This is a genomic window from Allobosea sp. FBZP-16, from assembly GCF_002831785.1.
GTDB classification, from domain to species: domain Bacteria; phylum Pseudomonadota; class Alphaproteobacteria; order Rhizobiales; family Beijerinckiaceae; genus Allobosea; species Allobosea lupini.
In genome coordinates this window covers 20,154-40,500 of sequence record NZ_LNCQ01000023.1, presented here as the reverse complement: position 1 = coordinate 40,500, position 20,347 = coordinate 20,154, and the positions used below count along the sequence as shown (strand labels likewise).

Below are 20,347 nucleotides of genomic sequence, written 5' to 3'. Positions count from 1 at the left end.
CTCCGACCACCGCCCTGCTCCATCGAGCCCAGGCGCGTCATTCCTCATGACGGATCATATTCCGCGATGCAATATGGACGCAGGACAGAGAGTCAGTTATCGAACGTAAATCCACCGACGGTGACTGCTTTACCACAACTAGAGCCGAAAGGGATGCCGTCGAAAGCCTCGAGCCCGACGACGTCGACTGTAGATTGGAAGAATTGAAAAGTACTTCGCGACCCGATTCCCGTCTCCACGCCGATGCGCTGACGCTCCGCTACGAGGCGCGCACGATCTCGACCGGCCTCTCGCTCTCGATCGCCGACGGCTCGTTCACCGTGATCGTCGGCCCCAATGCCTGCGGCAAGTCGACCCTGCTGCGGGCCCTGTCGCGCTTGCTCACGCCAGCCGCCGGCCAGGTGGTCCTCGACGGCAGGCAGATCAGCGAGCGCCCGGCCAAGGAGGTCGCGCGGCGCCTCGGCCTCCTGCCGCAGAGCGCGATCGCGCCGGACGGCATCACGGTCGCCGACCTCGTCGCCCGCGGCCGTTACCCGCACCAATCCTTCCTGCGGCAATGGTCGAAGGCAGATGAAGCGGCGGTCGCCGCCGCGATGCGGGCGACGCACGTCGACACGCTTTCGACACGCCCGGTCGACGAGCTTTCCGGGGGCCAGCGCCAGCGGGTCTGGATCGCGCTGGTGCTCGCGCAGGAAACGCCGATCCTGCTGCTCGACGAGCCGACGACCTTCCTCGACATCGCCCACCAGATCGAGCTGCTCGACCTGCTGGCCGAGCTCAATGCGCAGGGGCGGACGGTCGTCGCAGTGCTGCACGATCTCAACCAGGCCTGCCGCTACGCCTCGCATCTCGTCGCGATGAAGGACGGCGCGATCGTCGCCGAGGGCCCTCCGGCGGGCATCGTCACGGCCGCGCTGATCGAAGAGGTCTTCGGCCTGCCCTGCATCGTCATCCCCGACCCGATCGCGAAAACCCCGCTCGTCGTACCCAGGGGACAAAAGCGGGCAGCGCGTTCCAGCGACCGGTCCAACTGACCATGACCAGACAGCTCCACATCGGTTTGAGCCTGACGCCGACCTGGCTGAAGAGCAGAGCAGCGGATGATCCGGACCCTCTGCCGGCCCGCGATCCCGTCGCGTTCAACCTCGCGCTGACCCGGATGGCCGAGCAGGCCAAGCTCGATTTCGTCTTCAAGCCCGACTATCTCCTGCTGCATCCGGCTGCTGCCGGCAGCGGCTTCGTCGGCCTCGACCCGACGCTGCTGCTGACCGCACTCGCCTGCCAAACCGATAGGATCGGGCTCGTCACCACCGTCTCGACCAGCTTCAACCCGCCTTTCGTAGTGGCGCGCCAGATCCAGTCGCTGCACTGGATCAGCCGGGGGCGCGTCGGCCTCAACATCGTCACCTCGATCGAGGGCGCAAAGAATTTCGGCGAGGAGCCGATGCCGCCGCCGGAGGTTCGCTACCGCAAGGCGGCCGAGTTCACTGACGTCATGCGCAAGCTCTGGCGGAGCTACCCGCATGAGGCGCTGACGGGCACGACGCCGAGCGCCGCGATCGAGCATCGCGGCGAATTCTTCAGCGTGAAGGGACCGCTCAACGTGCCCGGCCATCCGGCGGGCCCGCCGCCGCTGTTCCAGGCCGGCGCATCCGATATCGGGCGCGATTTCGCCTCCTCCATCGCCGACGCGACCTTCGCCGCCATGCCCGACCGCGAGGCCGGCATCGAACTGCGCGGCGACCTGCGCCGGCGCGCGCAAGGGCATGGCCGCAGCCCGGATTCGGTACGCGTGCTGCCGGGCCTGCATTTCTTCCTCGCCGAGACGCGTGAAGAGGCCTGGGCGCTACATGCGCGGGCGCACGCTCACCTCACCGCCGAACAGCGCCGCAAGATGGTGAAGTCCGTCCTCGGGCTCGATCTCGGCGACCTTGCGCCCGAAGCGCGCGTGACGGCGCAGATGCTGCCGCCGCTCGATACGCCGGTGCGCAGCCGCACCCATGCCGAGCTGCTGCGGCGCTTCATCGCGGCGAACGAGCCTACTGTAGCTGAAGTGCTGGCGCGGCCGGAGGTCGTCGGCTCGGCCCATTGGGTCTGCGTCGGAACCGTCGACGACGTCCTCGCCGAGATCACCGCCTGGTTCGAGGCCGGGGCGATCGACGGCGTCATCGCAATTCCCGGCGGCTCCATGGAATCGCTGCGCCTGTTCCTGGAGGAGCTGGTTCCGGCTCTGGCGCGGCGGGGCCTGTTCCGCAGGGACTATGAGGGCACGACGCTGCGCCAACACCTGGGGATCGACGAAGAGCAGTGATGCAGCTCAGGTGCCACCCGAGTCCCGCGTCGCCGCCTGCGCCGCGGCAAAAAGGGCGGCGCGATGGCTCTCGGCCTCGGCGGTCTTGACGAAGGAGACGGTGGTGACGACGCAGGCGATCTCGCCGAGCGCGTTGAAGACCGGTGCGGCCTTGCCGGTCAGCAGCGAAAACAGGTGTTCGTTCAGTTCCGCGCCCCCGTCGCGCCGGACGGCGTCGAGCATCTCGGCCGGCGGGCGGCTGCCGCGGAAGGAGGCCGGCTGCAGCTTGCGCGCGGCGGCGATCGCCTCCTTCGGCAGATGCGCCTGGAAGACGAAGCCGCAGGCGGTGTTGTCGACAGGCAGGACGTCGCCCAGCGTCACCGTGCTGAGCGCGAAATCGGTGTTGCGGTACCAGCGCACGATGGTCGGCCCCCGCTCTGTCCAGATCGCCACGCCGCAGCTGGCGGCGATAGCGGACGCCAGCCTCTTCATCGCCCGGGCCGCGACCTCGACCGCATCGATGCGCCGAAGTGCGCGCACCCCGATGCTGAGGGCGACCGGGCCGAGATCGTAATGGCCTGTGACGTCGTCCTGCGCCGCCAGCCCCTCCCGCACCAGGCTCTGCATGTAGCGATGGGCGGTGGACGAACCGGTGCGCGCCCGCCGGGCGATCTCGCCCAGCACCAAGGGCCCGTCCGCCTTGGCCAGGATGTCGAGGAAGCGGGCGGCGATCGAGACCGACTGGATCGTCGGCGAGCGTTTGGTGCTGAGGCTGGTCATGCGAATCGCGGCAGGAAAGCGCGGCAGATGCCGGCCCGCGCTTTGTGACACCGGGAGCCTGCCGGCGACAAGCACCGCCTCATTCGAGCGCTTCCAAACACCGCGCGGCGCAGCCCGAGAACTGCGACCGGAAAAGCACAGCGGGACGGCAATACGGCGATCCTTTGCTCGCTTCATGTTGACATGCGGAATGCATCCCACACTGTAGGATCATTCAGTGTGACCTCGCGAGCCACGGCCTCGTCCCCAGCCAGCGAGATTTGATCGGGTGGTGGGGAACCTCATGTCGTCCAAGCTTGTCCTGATGCGCAGCGTGAGCTTCGCATCGCTCATCGCCGTCGCTGCTGCGACGCCAGCCTTCGCGCAGAGCAATCCGGCCCCGACCGCCGGGACGATCGAGCTCGATGCGATCACGGTCACCGGCGAGAAGGTCGAGCGCGATCTGAAGGACACGGCGTCGTCGGTTTCGGTCATCACCGACAAGGACATCGCCCGGGCGAATACCGGAAACGCAACCGTCTCCGAGATCCTGGTCGGCACGCCCAACGTCACCTATAGCGATACCGTCAGCGCACCGATCATCCGCGGCCTGGACACGCAAGGCCCGCTCACCGGCCAGAACTCGTTCTGGGGCGGCACGGTGCCGCGCGCGACCATCAATGTCGACGGCCACTACCTCAGCTACAACGAGTTCTATTTCGGCGCGACGTCGCCCTGGGACGTCAAGAGCATCGAGGTCTTCCGCGGGCCGCAGACGACCTCGCAGGGCGCCAACGCGATCGCCGGCGCGATCATCGTCAACACCAAGGACCCGACCTTTACCCGCGAAGCAGCCTTCCTGACCGAGTTCGGGAGCTATGCGACGCGGCGCGCCGCGCTGATGCTGTCGGGACCGATCATCAAGGACCAGCTCGCCGGGCGCATCACGCTCGACTATTCCGGCCGCGACACCTTCATCGACTATATCAGTCCGAACTTCCAGACGCGCTATGCCGACCAGGATTTCCGGAACCTGAACCTGCGGGCCAAGCTGCTCTGGCGCCCGAGCGAGTTGCCCGGCTTCGAGGCGAAGCTCACCTATTCGCGCAACGAGAGCAACCGGCCGAGCCAGGAGGCGGCGTCGGCTCCGTTCGACCGGCTGAAGCACGTCACCACGACGATGCCGAGCTTCAAGCAGAACAGCAACACCGGCGTCCTCGACCTCAGCTATGATTTCGGCAACCGCCTCAAGCTGTCCAACCAGACGCAGTTCACCGACCTCTCGGTGAGCCGCAAGACCGGCCTGCTCGGCAATGGCGACGCCTATATCACCCAGCGGAACATCTCGAACGAGCTCCGGCTGAACTATGGCGAGCAGAGCGATGTCATCAGTGGCGTCGCCGGGGTCTACTATGCCCACACCAAGACGGACGAGCTGCTCTATCTCACCGGCCGGTCGACCTTCGACGACACCAAGCGCAATCTCGGCATCTTCGGCGAGGCCAGCTATCGCCTGACCGATCGCTGGACCTTCACCGGCTCGCTGCGCTTCCAGCAGGACCAGATCGAGCGTGTCGGCCGCACGGTCTTTGCTGCGCAAGGCGTCAATTTCGACAAGACCTTCCAGGCCGTGCTGCCCAAGGCCTCGATCGCCTATGCGGTGACGCCGGACTGGACCGTCGGTGCGCTGGTCAATCGCGGCTACAATCCCGGCGGCGTCTCGCTCAACCTCACCGCCGGCCGGTGGCAGCCGTTCCAGGAAGAGACGTCGTGGAATTATGAGCTGTTCACCCGCGCCAGCCTGCTGAACAACCGGCTGAACGTCAGCGGAAACCTGTTCTACACCGACTTCCAGAACGCCCAGTACTTCATCCCGGTCGTGCTCACGACGGGCGTGGTGCAGTCCTATGCGATCAATGCCGAGAAGGCCCATGCCTACGGGCTCGAGGTCAACGCCGATTACCGCCTGCTCGACAACCTGACGCTGAAGGCCGGTGCCGGCCTGCTGCGCACCGAGATCGACAAGATCTCCGCCAATGCCGGCTACAAGGGCAACGAATTCGCGAAATCCCCGGGCTACATGCTGAGCTTCGGCGTGAGCTGGGACGTCACCAGCAAGCTCAACCTCACCGCCCAGCTCCGCCACACAGACGGCTATTATTCCGACGTCGCCAATACGCGCCTCTATCTGATCAAGCCCTATACGATCGCCGACATGCGCGCGAGCTATCAGATCACGGACAATCTGCAGGTCTATGGCTACGTCAAGAACATCTTCGACGAGCGCAAGCCGACCTATATGCAGCAGAATCGCGGCATCGGCGGCACCGAGGCGAGCATGACCGAGCCGCGCATGTTCGGCGCCGGCATCAAGGGCACGTTCTGAACGAGCGCTCTTGGCGGGCCTGACAAGACGGCGCGGGCGGCGAGCGATTGCGCCCGCCGCCACCGTGCCCGCACCCACCGTCCCGCAAAGAGGTTCGCATGAACGACCTGTCGCGCCCGGCCGCGCCACCGCCCGCCCCGCCTTTGCGCCTGCTCCAGCAGATCGCCGCCTATCGCACCTCCCATTGCATCCGCACCGCGGTCGAGCTCGGCATCCCCGCTGCGCTGCAGGAGGGGCCTCGGACCGCCGGCGAGCTCGCCGAACGCATCGGCGGCAAGGCCGAGCTGCTGGCAAGGCTGCTCGGCCATCTCGTCAACGAAGAGATCATCGGTCGCGACGATGCAGGCCGCTACATCGCCATGCCGACGACGCGCGCCCTCGTTCCCGGCCATCCCCATTCGCTGGTGCCCTGGGTCCGCTTCGAGCTCGATCCGCTGCACGGCCGCGCCTGGGAGCGGCTCGGCGAGCAGATCAAAAGCGGCACGCCTGCGTTCGAGCTCGCCCATGGCAGCCCGTTCTTCAGCTGGCTCGGGCAGGACGAGGCGGCGCAGGGGCGCTTCGACATCCAGATGCGCGCGATCGCGACGGCGCTGATCGGCGTCGCGGTGCGCCACATCCAGTTCTCGGCCGGCGAGACGATCGTCGATGTCGGCGGCGGCGACGGTTCGCTGCTGGCCGAATTGCTCCGCCGCAACCCTGGCACCAGCGGCGTGCTCTATGAGCTGCCGCGGGCGACCGAGGCGCTCAATCCGCACTTCGCCGAGCTGGTGCAGGCGGGGCGCGCCCGGGTGGAGCACGGCTCGTTCTTCGACGAGATCCCGTCCGGCGGCGACGCCTATGTCTTCAGCCGGATCCTGCACGACTTCGACGACAAGGCCGCCGGCCGCATCCTCGCCAACGCGAAAGCCGCGACCCAGGGGCCGGAGCGCTTCATCGTGGTCGACATCATGGTCGATCCCGCCCGCGGCAGGCCGAACGAGACCTCGCAGGACCTGCTGATGATGGTGCTGATGGGCGGGCAGGAGCGCAGCGCCGGCGAGTTCTCGCAGTTGCTGGCCGCAAGCGGCTTCGAGACCGCCTCGGTCACGCCGACCGCCTCACCATTCCAGATCCTGGAATTCCGCCACCCACGCTGAGGCAGGTGGCACGCCGACTCCGTCAAGCCGGGATCAGCACGCGCGTCAGCAGCAGGTCGCCGAAGCGCGCGAAGCGGACTTCGATCTCGCGACCGGCCGGAAACTCCGACGACAACCCCTCGACGAGGCGCAGGCGCGCCGTGCCCTGCCCGTTCCAAGCCACCAGTTCGGAGAGCTGGAAAGACATCGGGCGGCGCAGCAGTGGATGCAGCGCCTTGAACAGGCTCTCCTTGGCCGAGAAGGCGAGCGTCACCGAGAAGGGGTCATTCCCGAGACGACGGCGTTCCCGGGGCGTCAGTGCCTCGGATGCGACCTCGCTCGCCCCCTGCCCGTCCATGAGCCGCTCGATGTCGACGCCGATGCCGCGGCAGGCGCCGGCGCGCGCGGCGATGGCGATCGCGACATCGCCGCTATGCGAGATCGAGCCGACGATACCGTCAGGCCAGAGCGGCGAGCGATCGGACGCCATGCCGGGACAGGCGCCCTGCCCGGTCAGCAACCGCAGGGCCTCGCTGGCGCAGCGCCGGCCCGCCAGCCATTCGGCTCGGCGCCGGGGCGCGGCCCGCGCGATACGATCCGGCAGGACGATGCCGGGGGCTGCCTGACCGGGCTCGCGCGAGAACCGCATCGCGGCGCAGCGATAGTCGATGGGCTCGTCCTGCCAGGGATGGAGCAGCTTTGGCCAGCTCTCCACCAGCACCCGGCTCAGGCCGCCAGGCGGCGCTGCTCGATCAGCGACCACCAGCCGTTCAGCGTCGGCACCCGGGCGAGATCGTCGAAGCCGACGATGACGCCGCGCTCCTTCAGCTCGCTGGCGAGCACCATGACCTGCACCGAATCGAGCCCGTAGAAGATCAGGTTCTCGTCGGGGTCGAGCTCGGTCTCGTCCTCGACCAGTTCGAGCACGCGCGCCTGCAGCCATTCGCGCGTCGCCTGCGGACGCTCCGCCACGCCCGCAAGACTGTCGGTCGAAACCAGTGCGCCGCAGCGCGTCGCGACATAGCGCAGCGCCATCAGATGCTCGGCCTCGGAGAAATCGGCGACGGCGTCGCCGACCAGGAAGGGCTGGATGTCGCTCATGAACGCGTCGACGGCCGTCACCATGCAGCCGATATGGGCGTAGACGCCGCCGATCACGAGCTGATCGCGGCCAAGCCCGCGCATCCGCTCCAGCAGGTCGGAGCGCTTGAAGGCGCTGTAGCGCCATTTGGTGAGGACGATATCGTCCGGGCCTGGCGTCAACTCGGCGACGACCTCCTGCAGATCGGGCGCGGCGACGGTAAGACCCGGCCCCCACATGTCGTTGAGCAGAGCGCGGTCTCCTTGCGGCTGCTCATGCGGCTGGGCGGTGTAGACGACCGGCACGCCATTGGCCCGCGCCCAGTCGCGCACGCGTACCAGATTGCCGATCAGCTGCGGCAGCAGCGCGCCCTTCGCATCGTAGAAGCGCAGGAAATAGCGCTGCATGTCGTGGATCAGCAGCACGGCGCGCTTGGGATCGGGCCGCCATTGCGTGCGGTTGGCCGGAAAGGCGCTCGCCGCCGGCATCGAATAGTCGGTGATCTGCGGAATGGTCATGGAACCTCTCGTGAACTGGATGAGGAGGATCAGGCGAGCTCGGCGCGCAGGCGCTTCTTGTCGATCTTGCCGACCGGGGTGAGCGGCATCGTCTCGATGAAGCGGACGCGGTCCGGCAGCTTGTATTCGGCGACGCCGAGCTCCAGCAGGTGGCGCCTCAGAACCGGCCCGCGCAGGGCCGCGTCGCGGGCGACGATGAATGCGCAGCTCTTCTCGCCGAGCAGCGCGTCCTGCATGGCGACGAGCGCCGCATGCGTCACCTCGGGATGGCGCAGCAGGAGATTCTCTATCTCCTCGGCCGCGACCTTCTCGCCGCCGCGATTGATCTGGTCCTTGACCCGGCCGACCACGCGCAGATTACCGCCGCGAACACGCTGGACGACGTCGCCGGAGTAGTAGAACCCGTCCGCGTCGAAAACCTTGGCACTGTGCTCGGGCGCGCGGTAATAGCCGCGGAAGGTGTAGGGACCGCGCGTCGCCAGCTCGCCGCTCTCTCCCTCCGGGACGGGGTCGCCGTCCTCGTCGACGATCTTGATCTCGTCATCGGGGCTGATCGGCCGCCCCTGGGTGGTGAAGACGATCTCGTCGTCATCGCCGAAGCGGGTGTAGTTCACCAGCCCCTCGGCCATGCCGAAGACCTGCTGCAGCGCGCAGCCGAATACCCCGGGCACCTGCCGCGCCAGCGCCTCGGCGAAGCTGGCGCCGCCCACCTGCATCAACCTGAGCGAGTCGAGCTTCGGCTTCTCTCTCCCCGCCGCCTCCAGCCAGAGCGCCACCGCCGTCGGCACCAGCGCGACCATGTCGACCTGGTGCTGCTCGATCAAAGCAAAGCAGACGAGCGGCTCGGGGCTCGCCGCCAGCACGACGCAGCCGCCGGCATGGAAGACGCCGAGCGCGCCTGGGGACGAGAGCAGGAAATTGTGCCCGGCCGGCAGCGCACAGAGGAACCGCGTCTGCGGCGACAGCCCGCAGATCTCGGCGCTCGCCCGGACGCTGTAGTCATAGTCGTTATGGGTGCGCGGGATCAGCTTCGGCGTGCCGGTGCTGCCGCCCGAGAGCTGGAAGAAGGCGACCTCGTCCGCCGGCGATGGCGAGCCGGCCGGGGCGGCGCTGGTCTCGGAGGTGAGCCAGCGCTCCAGGTCGTTGTAGGCGCGATTGCCACCGAGCAGCAGCACCAGCGACAGACGCGGCGAGAGCGTCCTCAGCTCGGTCGTGAAGTCGTCATCGGCGAAGAGCTCATGCGACCGTGCTCCGATCACCAGCCGCGGCTCGATCTGCTGGGCATAGGAGCTCATCTCCAGCTTGCGATGGCTAAAGAGCGCATTGACCGGGGCGACACCGATCTTCAGCAGCGCGAAGAAGACGATGTAGAACTCGGCACAGTTCGGCAGCTGCACGAGCGCCGTATCGCCTTGCCCGAGTCCGGCTTCGCCCAATCGGAAGGCCAGGTTCGAGGCTTTCCGGTCGAGCTCGGCATAGCTGATCTGCCTGTCACCGCAGATGATCGCGATCGCGTCGGGGCGCTCCTGCCGCTGGGTGTCGAGGCTGCGCGTCAGGGGCCGGTCGAGCCAGTAGCCTCGTGCGCGATAGCGCGCGGCGAAATCCGCCGGCCAGCGCTGGAAGTCGATGGTCATGCCATGGTCCTTCGATGTCAGGCGGCGAGGCCGCAGGCGCTGAGCATGGTGCCGAGCTTGGCCTGCACCTCCTCCCATTCGGAGGCGGGATTGGAGGCCTCGACGATGCCCGCGCCGGCGAAGAGCCGCAGCGTATCGTGCCGGGCGATGCCGCAGCGGATGGTGATCGCCCATTCGCCGTTGCCCTGCGCATCGCACCAGCCGACCAGGCCGGTGAACAAACCGCGCTCGAACGGCTCGACATAGCGGATCAGCTTATGGGCGCTCTCGGTCGGGAAGCCGCAGACCGCCGGCGTCGGATGGATGATGCAGGCGAGCTGGAGCGCGGTCATCGCCGCGTCCTTCAGCGCGCCCTCGATCCGCGTCGAGAGATGCCACATCGCGGCCGTGCTCATCAGCGAGGGGGCGGCAGGAACATCGAGCCTGGCGCAGAGCGGCGCCAGGATCGAGCGAATGTTCTCGATCACCAGCCGGTGCTCGTACTGGTCCTTCTGCGAGCGCTCCAATTGCTCCGCCGCGGCGCGGTCGGCCTGCGGATCGGGCTGCCGCTTGGCCGAGCCCGCCAGCGGGTTCGAGACGATCCGGCCGCCCTCCTTGCGGATCAGCAGCTCGGGGCTGACCCCGACCAGCTCGCCCTCGTCGGGCAGGGGGATCCTGAACAGATAGCCCTGGTTGTTCTGCGCGCGCAGGCCGGCGAGCAGCCGGCCGACATCCATGCTTTCGGCGAAGCGCAGTTCGCGGATCACCGACAGCACCGCCTTGAGGACATCGCTATGACGGAAATTGACGATGGCGTGCTCGACCGCCTTCTTGAAACCGTCCTCGTCCGGAAGGCTGCGTTGGTCGAGCAGGTCGGGAACGCCAGAAGGCTCGCCCACAACTTCCGCCACGGCCGCCTGTTCGCGCCATTCATAGGCCGCCGGGACATAGAGGCAGGAGGGCTCGCGCACATCGAACGGGATGGCGCCGACGAGGATCGGATTGGCCTGCCCGGCCCGCCTCGCCCGCTCGAAAGCAGCTTCAACTGCCGCGTGCAGGCCCTGTCCGCGATCCTGCCCACCGCGGGCCGGCACGGAGATCCATTCATGGATTCCCGATGACAACAACTCTCGGCCATTTGATGCGAATAAAGCACCAAATTCGAAGTTACGATTTTGTTTCAAGGCTAAACTTTCCAGCATTGAAGTTACTCTACTTCTAAAGAGGCTTCATTCGTGATGCTGATTACAAGCATTGACAGCTTCTTGCTTTCGTAAGAAGCAATGTCAACCGAAAACGATTTCTCGTAATCGATTATAGAACTTCAAAACAAATGCTATGAACACAAGACAATTGACGCCCATGCAGGCGGCCTATTGGGTTGGCCGCCAGTCTTCCGACGCTCTCGGCGGGGTGGCGGCACATCTTTATGGCGAGTTCGACGGTGCTGACCTCGAACCCGAGCGGCTTCGCGATGCCGTCAGCGGGCTATGCCGGCTGCATCCGATGCTGCGGTTGCGAGTCGATGCTGAAGGCTGCCAGCATCTCGATCCGACAGCCGGCCCACTCCCGCTCGATATTGAGGACATGCGGCAGCTTCCGGCGGAGGCGGTGGAAGCACGCCTGCTCGCCAAGCGCCGGAGCTGGAGCCATCGCCGGCTCGATCTCGGCCGTGGCGAGGCGGCAGCATTCGGCCTCAGCCTGCTGCCTGACGGCGCCTGCCGGCTGCATGTCGACACCGACATGATCGCGGTCGATCCGAACAGCTTTCGCATCGTCATCGAGGACCTCGCCCGGCTCTACGAGCATCCCGGCTGGCCGCAAGCCCCCGCCTCTCACGGCTTCTTCGACTGGCTGGACCAGGCAGGTGCCGGATCAGAAGGCGCGAAACGGCGCGAGCGCGACCGGGTCTGGTGGCGCGCCCGTCTCGCTGACTTTCCCCCGGCACCTGATCTGCCCGCAGCCGCTCATGCTTCGGCAGAACCGGCCAGCGAGCGCCTGGCTGCCCGGCTTTCGCCCGACGAGCGCCACGCGCTGGAAAGACGTGCTCGTGATCTGCGGGTGACGCCGTCCGTGCTGGTGCTCGGTCTCTTCGCAGCGGCGCTGGGCCGGGCGACGGGGCAGGCCCGCTTCCGCCTGAACGTGCCGAGCTTCTGGCGCGCGCCGCTCGTTTCCGAAGTCGAGGGAATCGTCGGCGAATTCTCGAACGTGCTGATCTTCGGCGTCGATCTCGCGGCCGCAGCGACATTGGCCGAGCTGTGCCGCGACATCGGCCGCCAGATGGTCGAACTCATTGCGCATGACGCCTATCCGGGCGTCAGCGTGATGCGCGACCTGTCGCGACTATCCGGCTCGGTGCAGACCGCGCCGGTCGTCTTCACAGCCGGCCTCGGGCTCTCCGGCGGCGAGCTCTTCAGCGAAGCCGTCAGGCGCGTCTTCGGCCCGATGAACTGGGTGATCTCGCAGGGGCCGCAAGTGGCTGTCGATGCCCAGGTCGCTGCCTGCGACGGGGGCATCCTGATCAACTGGGACATCCGTCTCGACGCTCTGCCGGAGGCCTGGGTGCGCGAGACCTTCGAAGCCTATGTCGCACTGCTGCGCGAGGTCGCGGCTCGGCAGGAAGCGCTCGACGCCGCGCCGAACACACGGCCACCCCGCCAGCTCGCCGACCCGACCAAAGACATGCTGGTCCGCCTGCTCGGGCGCCTGTCACCGGGTCAAGTCGTGCATGAGGGCAGCGTAATCAACGCGGCCGCCCAGGCCGAGATAACCCGCTTCCTCGACCGCTATTGCTCCATCGGCGCGCCATCGCGTTCGGATTTCGACGAGGTGGTGACGCCTCGCAGCCTCGCCCGTCTCGTCCGCGCCCGCTCCGGCGGCGCCTCCGACGAGATCGCGCGCATCTTCCTGGAGACGATCGATGCGGGATGATTTTTCCGATGCCGCGCAGGGCGGAGCCTTCGGCCGGGACGAGACAAAGCTGACCGACCTGCAGCAGGCCTATCTGCTCGGCCGCGAGCGGCATCTGCCCTTGGGCGGCATCGCCATGCAGGAATTCCGCGAGTATCGCGGCGCGATCGACATCGAGGCTCTGCCACGACGCCTCCTTGCCATGGTCGCGCGGCACCCTGCCCTGCGCACGCATATCGACGCGCAGCGCCGGGTTTCATGGATCTCGCCCGATCCGGCCGTCAACTATGACGAGATCGACCTGCGCGGCCTGCCGCAGGCAGAGGCGCTGGCCTGGATCGACGGGCAGCGTGAGGACTATGCCCATCGCCTGTTCGATCTCGCGCGCTCGCCCTGGAATGTGACGGCGTTCCGCTTGCCGGAACCGGAAGCGGGTGAGTCCGATCAGACAACCTGCGTGCTGTTCGCCCGCTTCGATGCGCTCATCCTCGACGGACGCGCCATCGCCTCGCTGCTGGTCGAACTGCTGGGCGGCGAGGCGCCGAGCCTCGAGGCTGCGGCCCTGCCGCCGCCGGCCGACGAGGCGAAGCGGCGCGAGGATGCCGCCTACTGGGCCCGGAAGCTCCAGCCGGTGGAAGGCCCGCCGCAACTGCCCTGGACGAAGCCGCTGGAGGCGCTTCCCGCCTCGCGCTACGAGCGCGCGAGCCTGGCGATTCCCCGCGAGCGTTTCACCACGCTCTGCCGTCTCGCCGCCAGGGAGCGGCTGTTCAAGAACACGGCGGTGACGGCAGTCATCCTCGAGACCCTGTCGCATTGGCTGAACGACGGCGCGCTCTGCGTCGGGATTCCCGTCGCCCCCGCCGCCTCGGCGGAGCTCGCAAATCGGTCGAGCTTCATCGCCGTCAACTGGGATGCCCGGCAGGGCAGCTTCCACGAGCGCGCGCAATCCTTGCAGGGCGATGTCCTGGAGGGGCTGGAGCACCTCTCGCAATCCGGCGTCCAAATCAGCCGGCTCCTGATGAATGCCCATCCGGGCGGGCCGGCCCTGCCTGTCGTCGTCACCAATGGCCTCGGCTGGCCGAAGCTGGCGACAGAGGCTGGCATCCGCCGCCATGACGGCCTGACCCAGACGCCGCAGGTCGCCGTCGACATCCGCTTCCGGGACGACGAGGAGGGCAATCTCGTCGTCGAGATCGACTACGCCCGCGAGGCGATCGACGCGCGGAGCGTGCGCGACATCCTCGCCGCGCTCGACCGGCAAGTCGCCACGATCTGCGAACGGGGCGCCTTTGAGATCGTTCGGGGCGAGATGCTCGACCTCGGCCATTACCGACTCAACGGCTCGGAGGACGAGTTCGCCTGCAGCCGCTTCCTGCAACGCATCGCCGACAATCTCTTCGCCGGAGAGAAGGACAAGATCGCCCTGATCTCCGGCGCCCGCCGGATCTCCTATCGCGAGCTCGGCGCTGATGTCGGCAAAGTGCTGGCAGCGCTGCCGCAGCGCGGCGTCGGCAAGGGCGATGCCGTCGCGATCTGCCTGCCGCGCGGGCCCGAGCACACCGCGATCACGCTCGCCTGCGCGCTCTCCGGCGCAATATGGGTACCGATCGATGCGGCCTCGCCCCCGGAACGGCTGAACTATCTCCTCGCCAATTGCCGCCCGGCACTGGTTGTGTCGGCAGCTTCGATTTCCGGGCATGAAGCGGCGACGCCCGAGGCCCTGCTGGCAGGCAAGGCGCCGGCCGATCCACTGGCGTTGCTGCCGGCGCTCGCCGCGCTCTCGGCCAGCGACGCCCCCGCCTATTACCTCTACACCTCCGGCACCACCGGCCGGCCTAAATGCGTCGTGCTCTCGAACCGGGCGACCTCGAACGTGATCGGTCGCACGCTGGAGAACTGGCAGGCGACGGCAAGCGACGTCTTCATTTCGGTGACGCCGCTGCATCACGACATGTCGGTCTTCGACGTGTTCGGCTGCCTGACGGCGGGCGCGACCCTGGTGCAGCCGGCGCCGAGCGAAGAGAAGGATGCGATCGCCTGGAACCGGCTCGTCGCCGAGCACAAGGTCACGCTCTGGTGCTCGGTGCCGGCGATCCTCGAGATGCTGCTCTCCTGCCGGCGCGGCGAGGAACTGCGCTCGCTCAGACTGGTCGCCCAGGGCGGCGACTACATCAAGCCGGCCGTGATCGCCGAACTGCGCCAGCTCGATCCGGCGCTGCGGCTGGTCTCGCTCGGCGGGCCGACCGAGACGACGATCTGGAGCGTCTGGCATGAGATCGGCCCCGAGGACACCGGGCAGGTCCCCTATGGCAGGCCGCTGCCGGGCAATCGCTATTTCATCCTGAACGAGCGTGGCGAGCATTGTCCGCCCGGGGTCGTCGGGCGCATCCACACCGCCGGCGTCAATGTCGCGCTGGGTTATCTCCAGGATGGTGTCCTCGGGCAGAGCGATTTCGTCACTGTCGCCGACGAAGCCGGCAAGCCGGTGCGCGCCTTCCGCACCGGCGATCGCGGCCGCTATCGCCATGACGGCAACATCCTCTTCGCCAGCCGGGTCGACGGCTATGTCAAGGTCCGCGGCGTGCGCGTCTCCTTGCCCGATATCGAGGCGGAGCTCGGCGCACATCCCGATATCCGACAGTTGCTGGTAGTCGATTGCGGCGCCGAGCAGCGCGGCGAGGCCGAGATCGGCGTCGTCTACGTGCCGGCGCAGGCGGGCAAGCCGAGCCCCACCGACTTGCGCGCCCTAGCCCGGCGGGCTCTGCCAGATTCACATGTCCCGACCCGCTTCGTCGAAGTCGAGGCCCTGCCGCTCTCGGCCAACGGCAAGCCCGATCGGCGCAAGGCCCGCGAGTTGCTGGCTGCCGCCGCCGAGCGCCGCGAACCGGTGGCGGCTGCACCACTAGCCAACTCGCGCAGCCGCAGGATTCTCGACCTCTACCTCGCTGTGCTCGGCCAGGCCGCCTCAGCGGAGATCGACGACAGCACCGATTTCGTCCGCCTCGGCCTGCGGTCCTCCCACCTCAAATCCGTGGCGAGCCGAATCCCCGACGAGCTCGGCACCGATCTGACGCCGCATCAGCTGCTGCGCTGCCGCAATGCAGGGCAGGTCGCGCTGCTGCTCCACGACCAGAAGCGGTGAGGCAACGAGCTGCCACCAGCATCGTCCGAACAGGAGATTCCCATGTCGCAGGCCGATTCGCGCCGCGCTCTGATGCCACTCACTCTGCCGCAGCTCGATTTCTGGGAGGAATTCACCTTCCACCCTGACGAGCCGATCGCAACCGTCGCGCATTGCCTCGACATCGACGGCGTCACGGACGGGCAGGCACTTGTCGCGGCCATCACCCAGACCATCGCCGAATCTGACGCGCTCTGCGTGCGCTTCCATGTCGAGGCGGGTCGCGAGGCACCGCTTCAGAGCTGTGATCCGCAACTGCGGCCCATTCTGCAGCAGATCGATCTCACGGGCATCGCCGATCCTCTGCAGGAGGCAAGAGCGCGGATGGAGGCGGACGTCGCGGCGCCGCTCGACCTGCGCGGCGCCGGCCTCGCGGCAACCTGGCTGCTGCACCTCGGTAAACAACGCTATCTCTGGTACATCCGCGCCCACCATATCGTCCTCGATGGCTATGGCTTCACGCTGATCGAGCAGCGCTGCGGCCAGCTCTATTCGCAGCGCCTCACACGGAGTGACGCCGGCCCGGCCTTCCACCCCTTCGCCAGCTTCATCGCAGAAGAGGAGGCCTATCGCGCCAGCCGCCGCCATGCGAGCGACCGCGCCTATTGGCGGGACGAGTTCGCCGCGCACGCGCCGCTGCCGATCCTGCATCGTGGCGACAAGCAGGCTGGCGAAGCGCCGCATGAAGTCTATGGCGTACTGCCGGCGGATGTGAGCGCCGGCTTGCGCCGGATCTCGCAGGAGACCGGCATCGGCTGGCCCGACCTGTTGGTGCTCCTTTCCGGGCTCTATCTTGCGCGCCACCTGCCGCGACAGCGGATCGACGGACGGGACGTACTAGCCTTCTGGCTGCCCTTCATGAGCCGCTGGGGCAGTCTCGCCGCCCACACGCCCGCCATGGTCGTCAACATCCTGCCGTTCCATCTGTCCTTCGGATCACAGGAGAGCTTCGAAGACGTCCTGCGCGAGAACGCCGCGACGCTGAGGACGCAGCGCCGTCATGGCCGCTATCGGATCGAGCAGATCGCGATGGACAACGGCATGCCCGCGGGCATCCGCTATTTTTTCTCGCCGCTGATCAATGTCCTGCCGTTCAGCGCCCCGAGCTTCGATGGCTGCAAGGTCACGCGGGAGATCATGGGCAGCGGGCAGGGCGAAGGCATCGACCTGACCTTCCGTGGCGAGGACGACGGCAGCGAGCTGTCATTTGCGATGTCGGCCGACCCGGCGATGTTCGCGAGGGAGCCGTTTGAGCGGCATCGCGATGAATTGCCGGCCTTCCTGGCGCGAGCTCTCGCTCCGGAGGCGCTGGCTCGTCCGGTTGAAGAGCTTCTGGCAGAGCTGCGAGAGGATGCGCTCGGCTTGGTGTGACCATAATGACGTCGTCATGCTCGCCCTCGTGGCGAGCATCCACGTCTTGAACACGGCCCTGCGCGAAGGAAGACGTGGATCGTCGGGACAAGCCCGACCATGACGACAATGGCGGCGCTGGCGGACGTTCACCCCTCCGGCAAATGCGCGCCCAGCTCGGCCAGCTTCACCTGCGCCCCGCCGGCCCGGCCCATCAGTGTGAAGACAGCGCTGGTCATCGCCCTGATCTTCTCGACCTCCTGCGGCCCGTAATGCTCGGAGCGATAGCTCATCAGCACGCGGATCGAGCGCTCGCCGGAAAGATCGGCTTCCTCCATCACCTCGAAATGCAGGCCGAGCATGGACTCGTGCCGCTCGGGATCGACCTGCCGGAAGGCGATGCCGCGCCCGTCCGGCAGCGCCAGCTCGCCGTTCAGCTTGTTCTTGGCGTGGATCTGGATGAAGACCTCGAAGAGATGGCGGCCGGGTGTCATGCCGAGCGCTTCCTCGACCAGGTCGATCGGGATCTCGCTCGCCGGCATCGATTCGTTGATCACGTTCCTGACCAGGCCGACCAGCCCGCCGAGGCTCATCGTCTCGGCGAACCGGATGCGGTGGGCGACGACGGTGGTGAAATAGCCGACCGTATCGAAGAAGGCGGCGTCGGTGCGGCCCGAAGCCGAGGTGCCGACCACCAGTTCCGGGAGCGAGCCAAGCTGGCGCAGCGAAGCGGCGATGCCGGCATAGACCACGTTGAACAGCGAGGCGCTGCTCTGCCTGGCGAGGGCATAGAGCCCCTCCGTCGCCTCCCGGTCGAGCTTGAACTCGACCCAGCCGCCGGCGGCGGACGCCTCCTCACCGGCGGGCTCGGCCCGGTCCTGACGCCGGAGGATCGGCTGCGGCAGCGGCGCCCCGCGCAACATGTGCGTCCAGTAGCCGAGATGCGCCTGGTCGACACCGGCGGCGGCCTGGAGGCGGGCGAATTCGTGGAAGGGCGCCGGCACGTCCGACCAGACCGGCATGCCGCCGGCCGCGCGCACGCGGTAGCAATAGGCGATCTCGTCCATCATCAGGTTGACCGACCATTCGTCGAGCACGACATGATGGAACAGGAAGGACAGCACCTGCCGGCCCGTTGCCGGGTCGATCAGGAAGCGCAGGCGGAAGGGCAGCTCCTTCGCCAGGTCGAAATGGTGCAGTGCCTCGTCGTAGCGAGTGACGCCTGCGCTCTCGGCGCTCGTCCAGAACCACTTGTACTGCGACAGCTCGGCCGCCGGCACGACCTGCTGGACCATGTCCTCACCTTCCTGCCGGAACAGGCTGCGCAGGCCGGGATGGCGCTCGAGGACGTCGGTGAAGGCGCGCCCGTAGAGTGCTTCGTCGACAGGTTCGAGGAAATCGAGCGCGAAGGGCAGGTTGAAGATCTCGTTGAAGCCGAAGGCGGCATAGGCCTTCCAGAGCGAGGCCTGCGCCAGAGACAATGGCGCGCTCGGCGCCTCCTCGATCGGCGCAGCACGCGACGGCTCCGGGCTCGTCTGCCTGGTGCGGCGGGCTCTGTGCGCGAGCGCGGCGGCACTCGGATAGCTGAACAGGTCGTTGAAGTGCAGCTCGATGCCGTGCTGGCTGAGCAGGCGCCCGATGATGCGCGTCGCGATCAGGGAATGGCCGCCATGATCGAAGAAGTCGTCGTCAGGTCCCAGTTCCGGCGCGTTGAGGGCGGCGCGGAACTCGGCCAGGATGAGGGCGGTCACCGCTTCGGTCACAGGCTCGGCGGCCGATGCCGGAGGCGCGGCCCCGGTCAGTTCGACGGGGGCAGACGAGACAACAGGCAAGGCAGCCTCCCCTTCCGTCAGCCAGGCCAGGAAGCGCTCCAGGAGAACAGGGCCGATCCACGGCGACAGCGCCTGCCCCGTGACGAGTTCGACCGCGACGGCGCCCTGCCCGCCGCGCCCGACGGCGAAGGCGAGATCGGGGCGCGTCTCCAGGGTCGGCAGCGGCAACCGTTCGATCGATACGCCGGGAATCCTTAAGCAGCCTGCGGGATCGCCGAGCCAGCTGACGAACAGTATCGGCCGCACAGCCGTAGCCGTGCGACGCGTCGGCGATACAGCAGCGTTCGCCGTCCGGCCGAGCCGGTCCTGAATCGCACGAACGATGATCTCCGCCGGCGCCTGTCCGTCCACCGTCAGGACGACAGCGTCTCCGCCGGTGACGGATGATGGGGGGTCGCCGACCTGCGCGCGCCACCCGGCCGGGATCAGCAGGTCGATCTCGCGTTTGCCGGACAGAGCGGAGAGGTAGCGGGCGAAGAGCGCGGCGAGATGGTCGAGAGCCGCCTGATCCGACGCATCCGGTGCGAGGCCGTTCAGGGCTTCCGGCCCGATCATGGCGCCGTATCGGCCGGCCAGAGCCCCTTCGGGCCTCGCAACACGGATCGTAGCGAAATCGACGATCTCCGAGGCTGCGATCCCGGTCCGGCGCATCCAGCCAGGCAGCATCGTAGAGGCTTCACCGGCTGCGAGCAGCGGCATGCCGGGATCCCGCTCCATCATGGAGGCGGGCAGGATCGGCTCTCCCGCATAGGCCTTGCCAAGCGCCTGCAGAAGCTCGGCAGCTGGGTGCATCGCATCGAGGACGCGGTGCAGGACCAGCGCAAGAACGGTCTCCTGCGGGCAGCTGATCACAAGCGCCTCGAAAGGCGGCTGGCGATCGCTGTCCCAGCTTGCCGCCTGCCGATCGAGGATCGCTGCGGTCGCCTGCTCCAACGTATCGGCCCGGATCAGGCTGACGGTGCGGCCTTCTTCTCCGGCGAAACGCTTGTGCAGTTCGCCATCCTCGCCGAAGCGGAAACGGGCGTTCAGGCCAGGCCAGGCGCGCACGACATCGCGGATCGCACCGACGAGGCGCGCCAGATCGGGCTCGCCAGTCAGCCGGCACGCCACGACATGCTTGAGCACGGCGTCGGGCACCTGCTGCTGCGCCAGCCAGACATGTTCCTCGTATTCGGTCGGGACCGGTGCTGCAGCCTCGCTTCGCGTCGCTCTCCCCGAGAGCGTCTGGAAGGCAGCGTCGAGCCGCCGCTGCTCCTCGCGCGTCAGCACATGGTCGAAGTCGGCAGCCATTGCTGGTCTCCTCTGGGCTTCG

13 protein-coding genes are annotated in these 20,347 nt (G+C 67.4%); 7 read left to right on the top strand and 6 right to left on the bottom strand.

All coding sequences use genetic code 11. The features are described from left to right. Nucleotides 1–194 precede the first annotated feature (194 nt). Together CXY91_RS09890 and CXY91_RS09885 are read left to right on the top strand one after the other, a co-directional pair. Entirely contained in the window at nt 195–1,034 is an 840-nt protein-coding gene (locus CXY91_RS09890; protein WP_465246849.1) for an ABC transporter ATP-binding protein, read from the top strand. Beyond that, the gene (locus CXY91_RS09885) at nt 1,031–2,311 is read left to right on the top strand and encodes an NtaA/DmoA family FMN-dependent monooxygenase (protein ID WP_100960914.1); all 1,281 of its coding nucleotides are present in this window, start codon (nt 1,031–1,033) and stop codon (nt 2,309–2,311) included. Before CXY91_RS09890 ends, CXY91_RS09885 begins: the two co-directional genes overlap by 4 nt. 6 nt (nt 2,312–2,317) lie before the next feature. Here CXY91_RS09885 and CXY91_RS09880 read toward each other — a convergent pair whose 3' ends face one another. Beyond that, nucleotides 2,318–3,070, bottom strand: a complete 753-nt coding sequence (locus CXY91_RS09880) for an IclR family transcriptional regulator (protein WP_100961877.1) — start codon at nt 3,068–3,070, stop codon at nt 2,318–2,320. A 283-nt stretch (nt 3,071–3,353) separates the two neighbouring features. Here CXY91_RS09880 and CXY91_RS09875 point away from each other — a divergent pair, with 283 nt between their 5' ends. Beyond that, nucleotides 3,354–5,435 (top strand): TonB-dependent receptor, encoded by a 2,082-nt coding sequence (locus CXY91_RS09875; RefSeq protein WP_100960913.1) that lies wholly within the window; start codon nt 3,354–3,356, stop codon nt 5,433–5,435. Between the two features lie 98 nt (nt 5,436–5,533). Continuing rightward, nucleotides 5,534–6,571: a methyltransferase gene (locus CXY91_RS09870; RefSeq protein WP_100960911.1), complete on the top strand. Its 1,038-nt coding sequence runs from the start codon at nt 5,534–5,536 to the stop codon at nt 6,569–6,571. A 22-nt stretch (nt 6,572–6,593) separates the two neighbouring features. On the opposite strand, the gene CXY91_RS09865 is transcribed toward CXY91_RS09870, so the two are convergent. Genes CXY91_RS09865 through CXY91_RS09850 form a run of 4 tightly spaced genes read right to left on the bottom strand, consistent with a single transcriptional unit; the run spans nt 6,594 to nt 10,964 of the window. Then, complete coding sequence (locus CXY91_RS09865) at nt 6,594–7,265, bottom strand: 4'-phosphopantetheinyl transferase family protein (protein WP_199777397.1); 672 nt, start codon at nt 7,263–7,265, stop codon at nt 6,594–6,596. A gap of 11 nt (nt 7,266–7,276) precedes the next feature. Further along, on the bottom strand, nt 7,277–8,149 hold the full coding sequence (locus CXY91_RS09860) for an isochorismatase (RefSeq protein ID WP_100960907.1): 873 nt from the start codon (nt 8,147–8,149) through the stop codon (nt 7,277–7,279). A 29-nt stretch (nt 8,150–8,178) separates the two neighbouring features. Continuing rightward, nucleotides 8,179–9,783, bottom strand: coding sequence for a (2,3-dihydroxybenzoyl)adenylate synthase (locus CXY91_RS09855; protein WP_100960905.1), 1,605 nt, complete (start codon nt 9,781–9,783; stop codon nt 8,179–8,181). Nucleotides 9,784–9,800: 17 nt separating this feature from the next. Further along, the gene (locus CXY91_RS09850; protein ID WP_100960903.1) at nt 9,801–10,964 is read right to left on the bottom strand and encodes an isochorismate synthase; all 1,164 of its coding nucleotides are present in this window, start codon (nt 10,962–10,964) and stop codon (nt 9,801–9,803) included. 160 nt (nt 10,965–11,124) lie between these two features. Here CXY91_RS09850 and CXY91_RS09845 point away from each other — a divergent pair, with 160 nt between their 5' ends. Genes CXY91_RS09845 through CXY91_RS09835 form a run of 3 tightly spaced genes read left to right on the top strand, consistent with a single transcriptional unit; the run spans nt 11,125 to nt 17,224 of the window. After that, nucleotides 11,125–12,693 carry a condensation domain-containing protein gene (locus CXY91_RS09845; protein ID WP_100960901.1) on the top strand — a complete coding sequence of 523 codons (1,569 nt, stop codon included), beginning with the start codon at nt 11,125–11,127 and terminating at the stop codon, nt 12,691–12,693. Continuing rightward, nucleotides 12,683–15,814 carry an amino acid adenylation domain-containing protein gene (locus tag CXY91_RS09840; protein ID WP_100960899.1) on the top strand — a complete coding sequence of 1,044 codons (3,132 nt, stop codon included), beginning with the start codon at nt 12,683–12,685 and terminating at the stop codon, nt 15,812–15,814. Before CXY91_RS09845 ends, CXY91_RS09840 begins: the two co-directional genes overlap by 11 nt. 42 nt (nt 15,815–15,856) lie before the next feature. Further along, on the top strand, nt 15,857–17,224 hold the full coding sequence (locus tag CXY91_RS09835; RefSeq protein WP_248307424.1) for a condensation domain-containing protein: 1,368 nt from the start codon (nt 15,857–15,859) through the stop codon (nt 17,222–17,224). A 128-nt stretch (nt 17,225–17,352) separates the two neighbouring features. Here the strand turns inward: CXY91_RS09835 and CXY91_RS09830 are convergent, their stop codons facing one another. Then, the gene (locus CXY91_RS09830) at nt 17,353–20,325 is read right to left on the bottom strand and encodes a condensation domain-containing protein (RefSeq protein WP_100960897.1); all 2,973 of its coding nucleotides are present in this window, start codon (nt 20,323–20,325) and stop codon (nt 17,353–17,355) included. Nucleotides 20,326–20,347: the final 22 nt, after the last annotated feature.

Coding starts and splice junctions, on each gene's coding strand:
- CXY91_RS09880 (WP_100961877.1), bottom strand. CDS start 3,070: ATGACCAGCCTCAGCACCAAACGCTCGCCGACGATCCAGTCGGTCTCG.
- CXY91_RS09875 (WP_100960913.1), top strand. CDS start 3,354: ATGTCGTCCAAGCTTGTCCTGATGCGCAGCGTGAGCTTCGCATCGCTC.
- CXY91_RS09870 (WP_100960911.1), top strand. CDS start 5,534: ATGAACGACCTGTCGCGCCCGGCCGCGCCACCGCCCGCCCCGCCTTTG.
- CXY91_RS09860 (WP_100960907.1), bottom strand. CDS start 8,149: ATGACCATTCCGCAGATCACCGACTATTCGATGCCGGCGGCGAGCGCC.
- CXY91_RS09855 (WP_100960905.1), bottom strand. CDS start 9,783: ATGACCATCGACTTCCAGCGCTGGCCGGCGGATTTCGCCGCGCGCTAT.
- CXY91_RS09850 (WP_100960903.1), bottom strand. CDS start 10,964: ATGCTGGAAAGTTTAGCCTTGAAACAAAATCGTAACTTCGAATTTGGT.
- CXY91_RS09845 (WP_100960901.1), top strand. CDS start 11,125: ATGCAGGCGGCCTATTGGGTTGGCCGCCAGTCTTCCGACGCTCTCGGC.
- CXY91_RS09840 (WP_100960899.1), top strand. CDS start 12,683: ATGCGGGATGATTTTTCCGATGCCGCGCAGGGCGGAGCCTTCGGCCGG.
- CXY91_RS09835 (WP_248307424.1), top strand. CDS start 15,857: ATGTCGCAGGCCGATTCGCGCCGCGCTCTGATGCCACTCACTCTGCCG.
- CXY91_RS09830 (WP_100960897.1), bottom strand. CDS start 20,325: ATGGCTGCCGACTTCGACCATGTGCTGACGCGCGAGGAGCAGCGGCGG.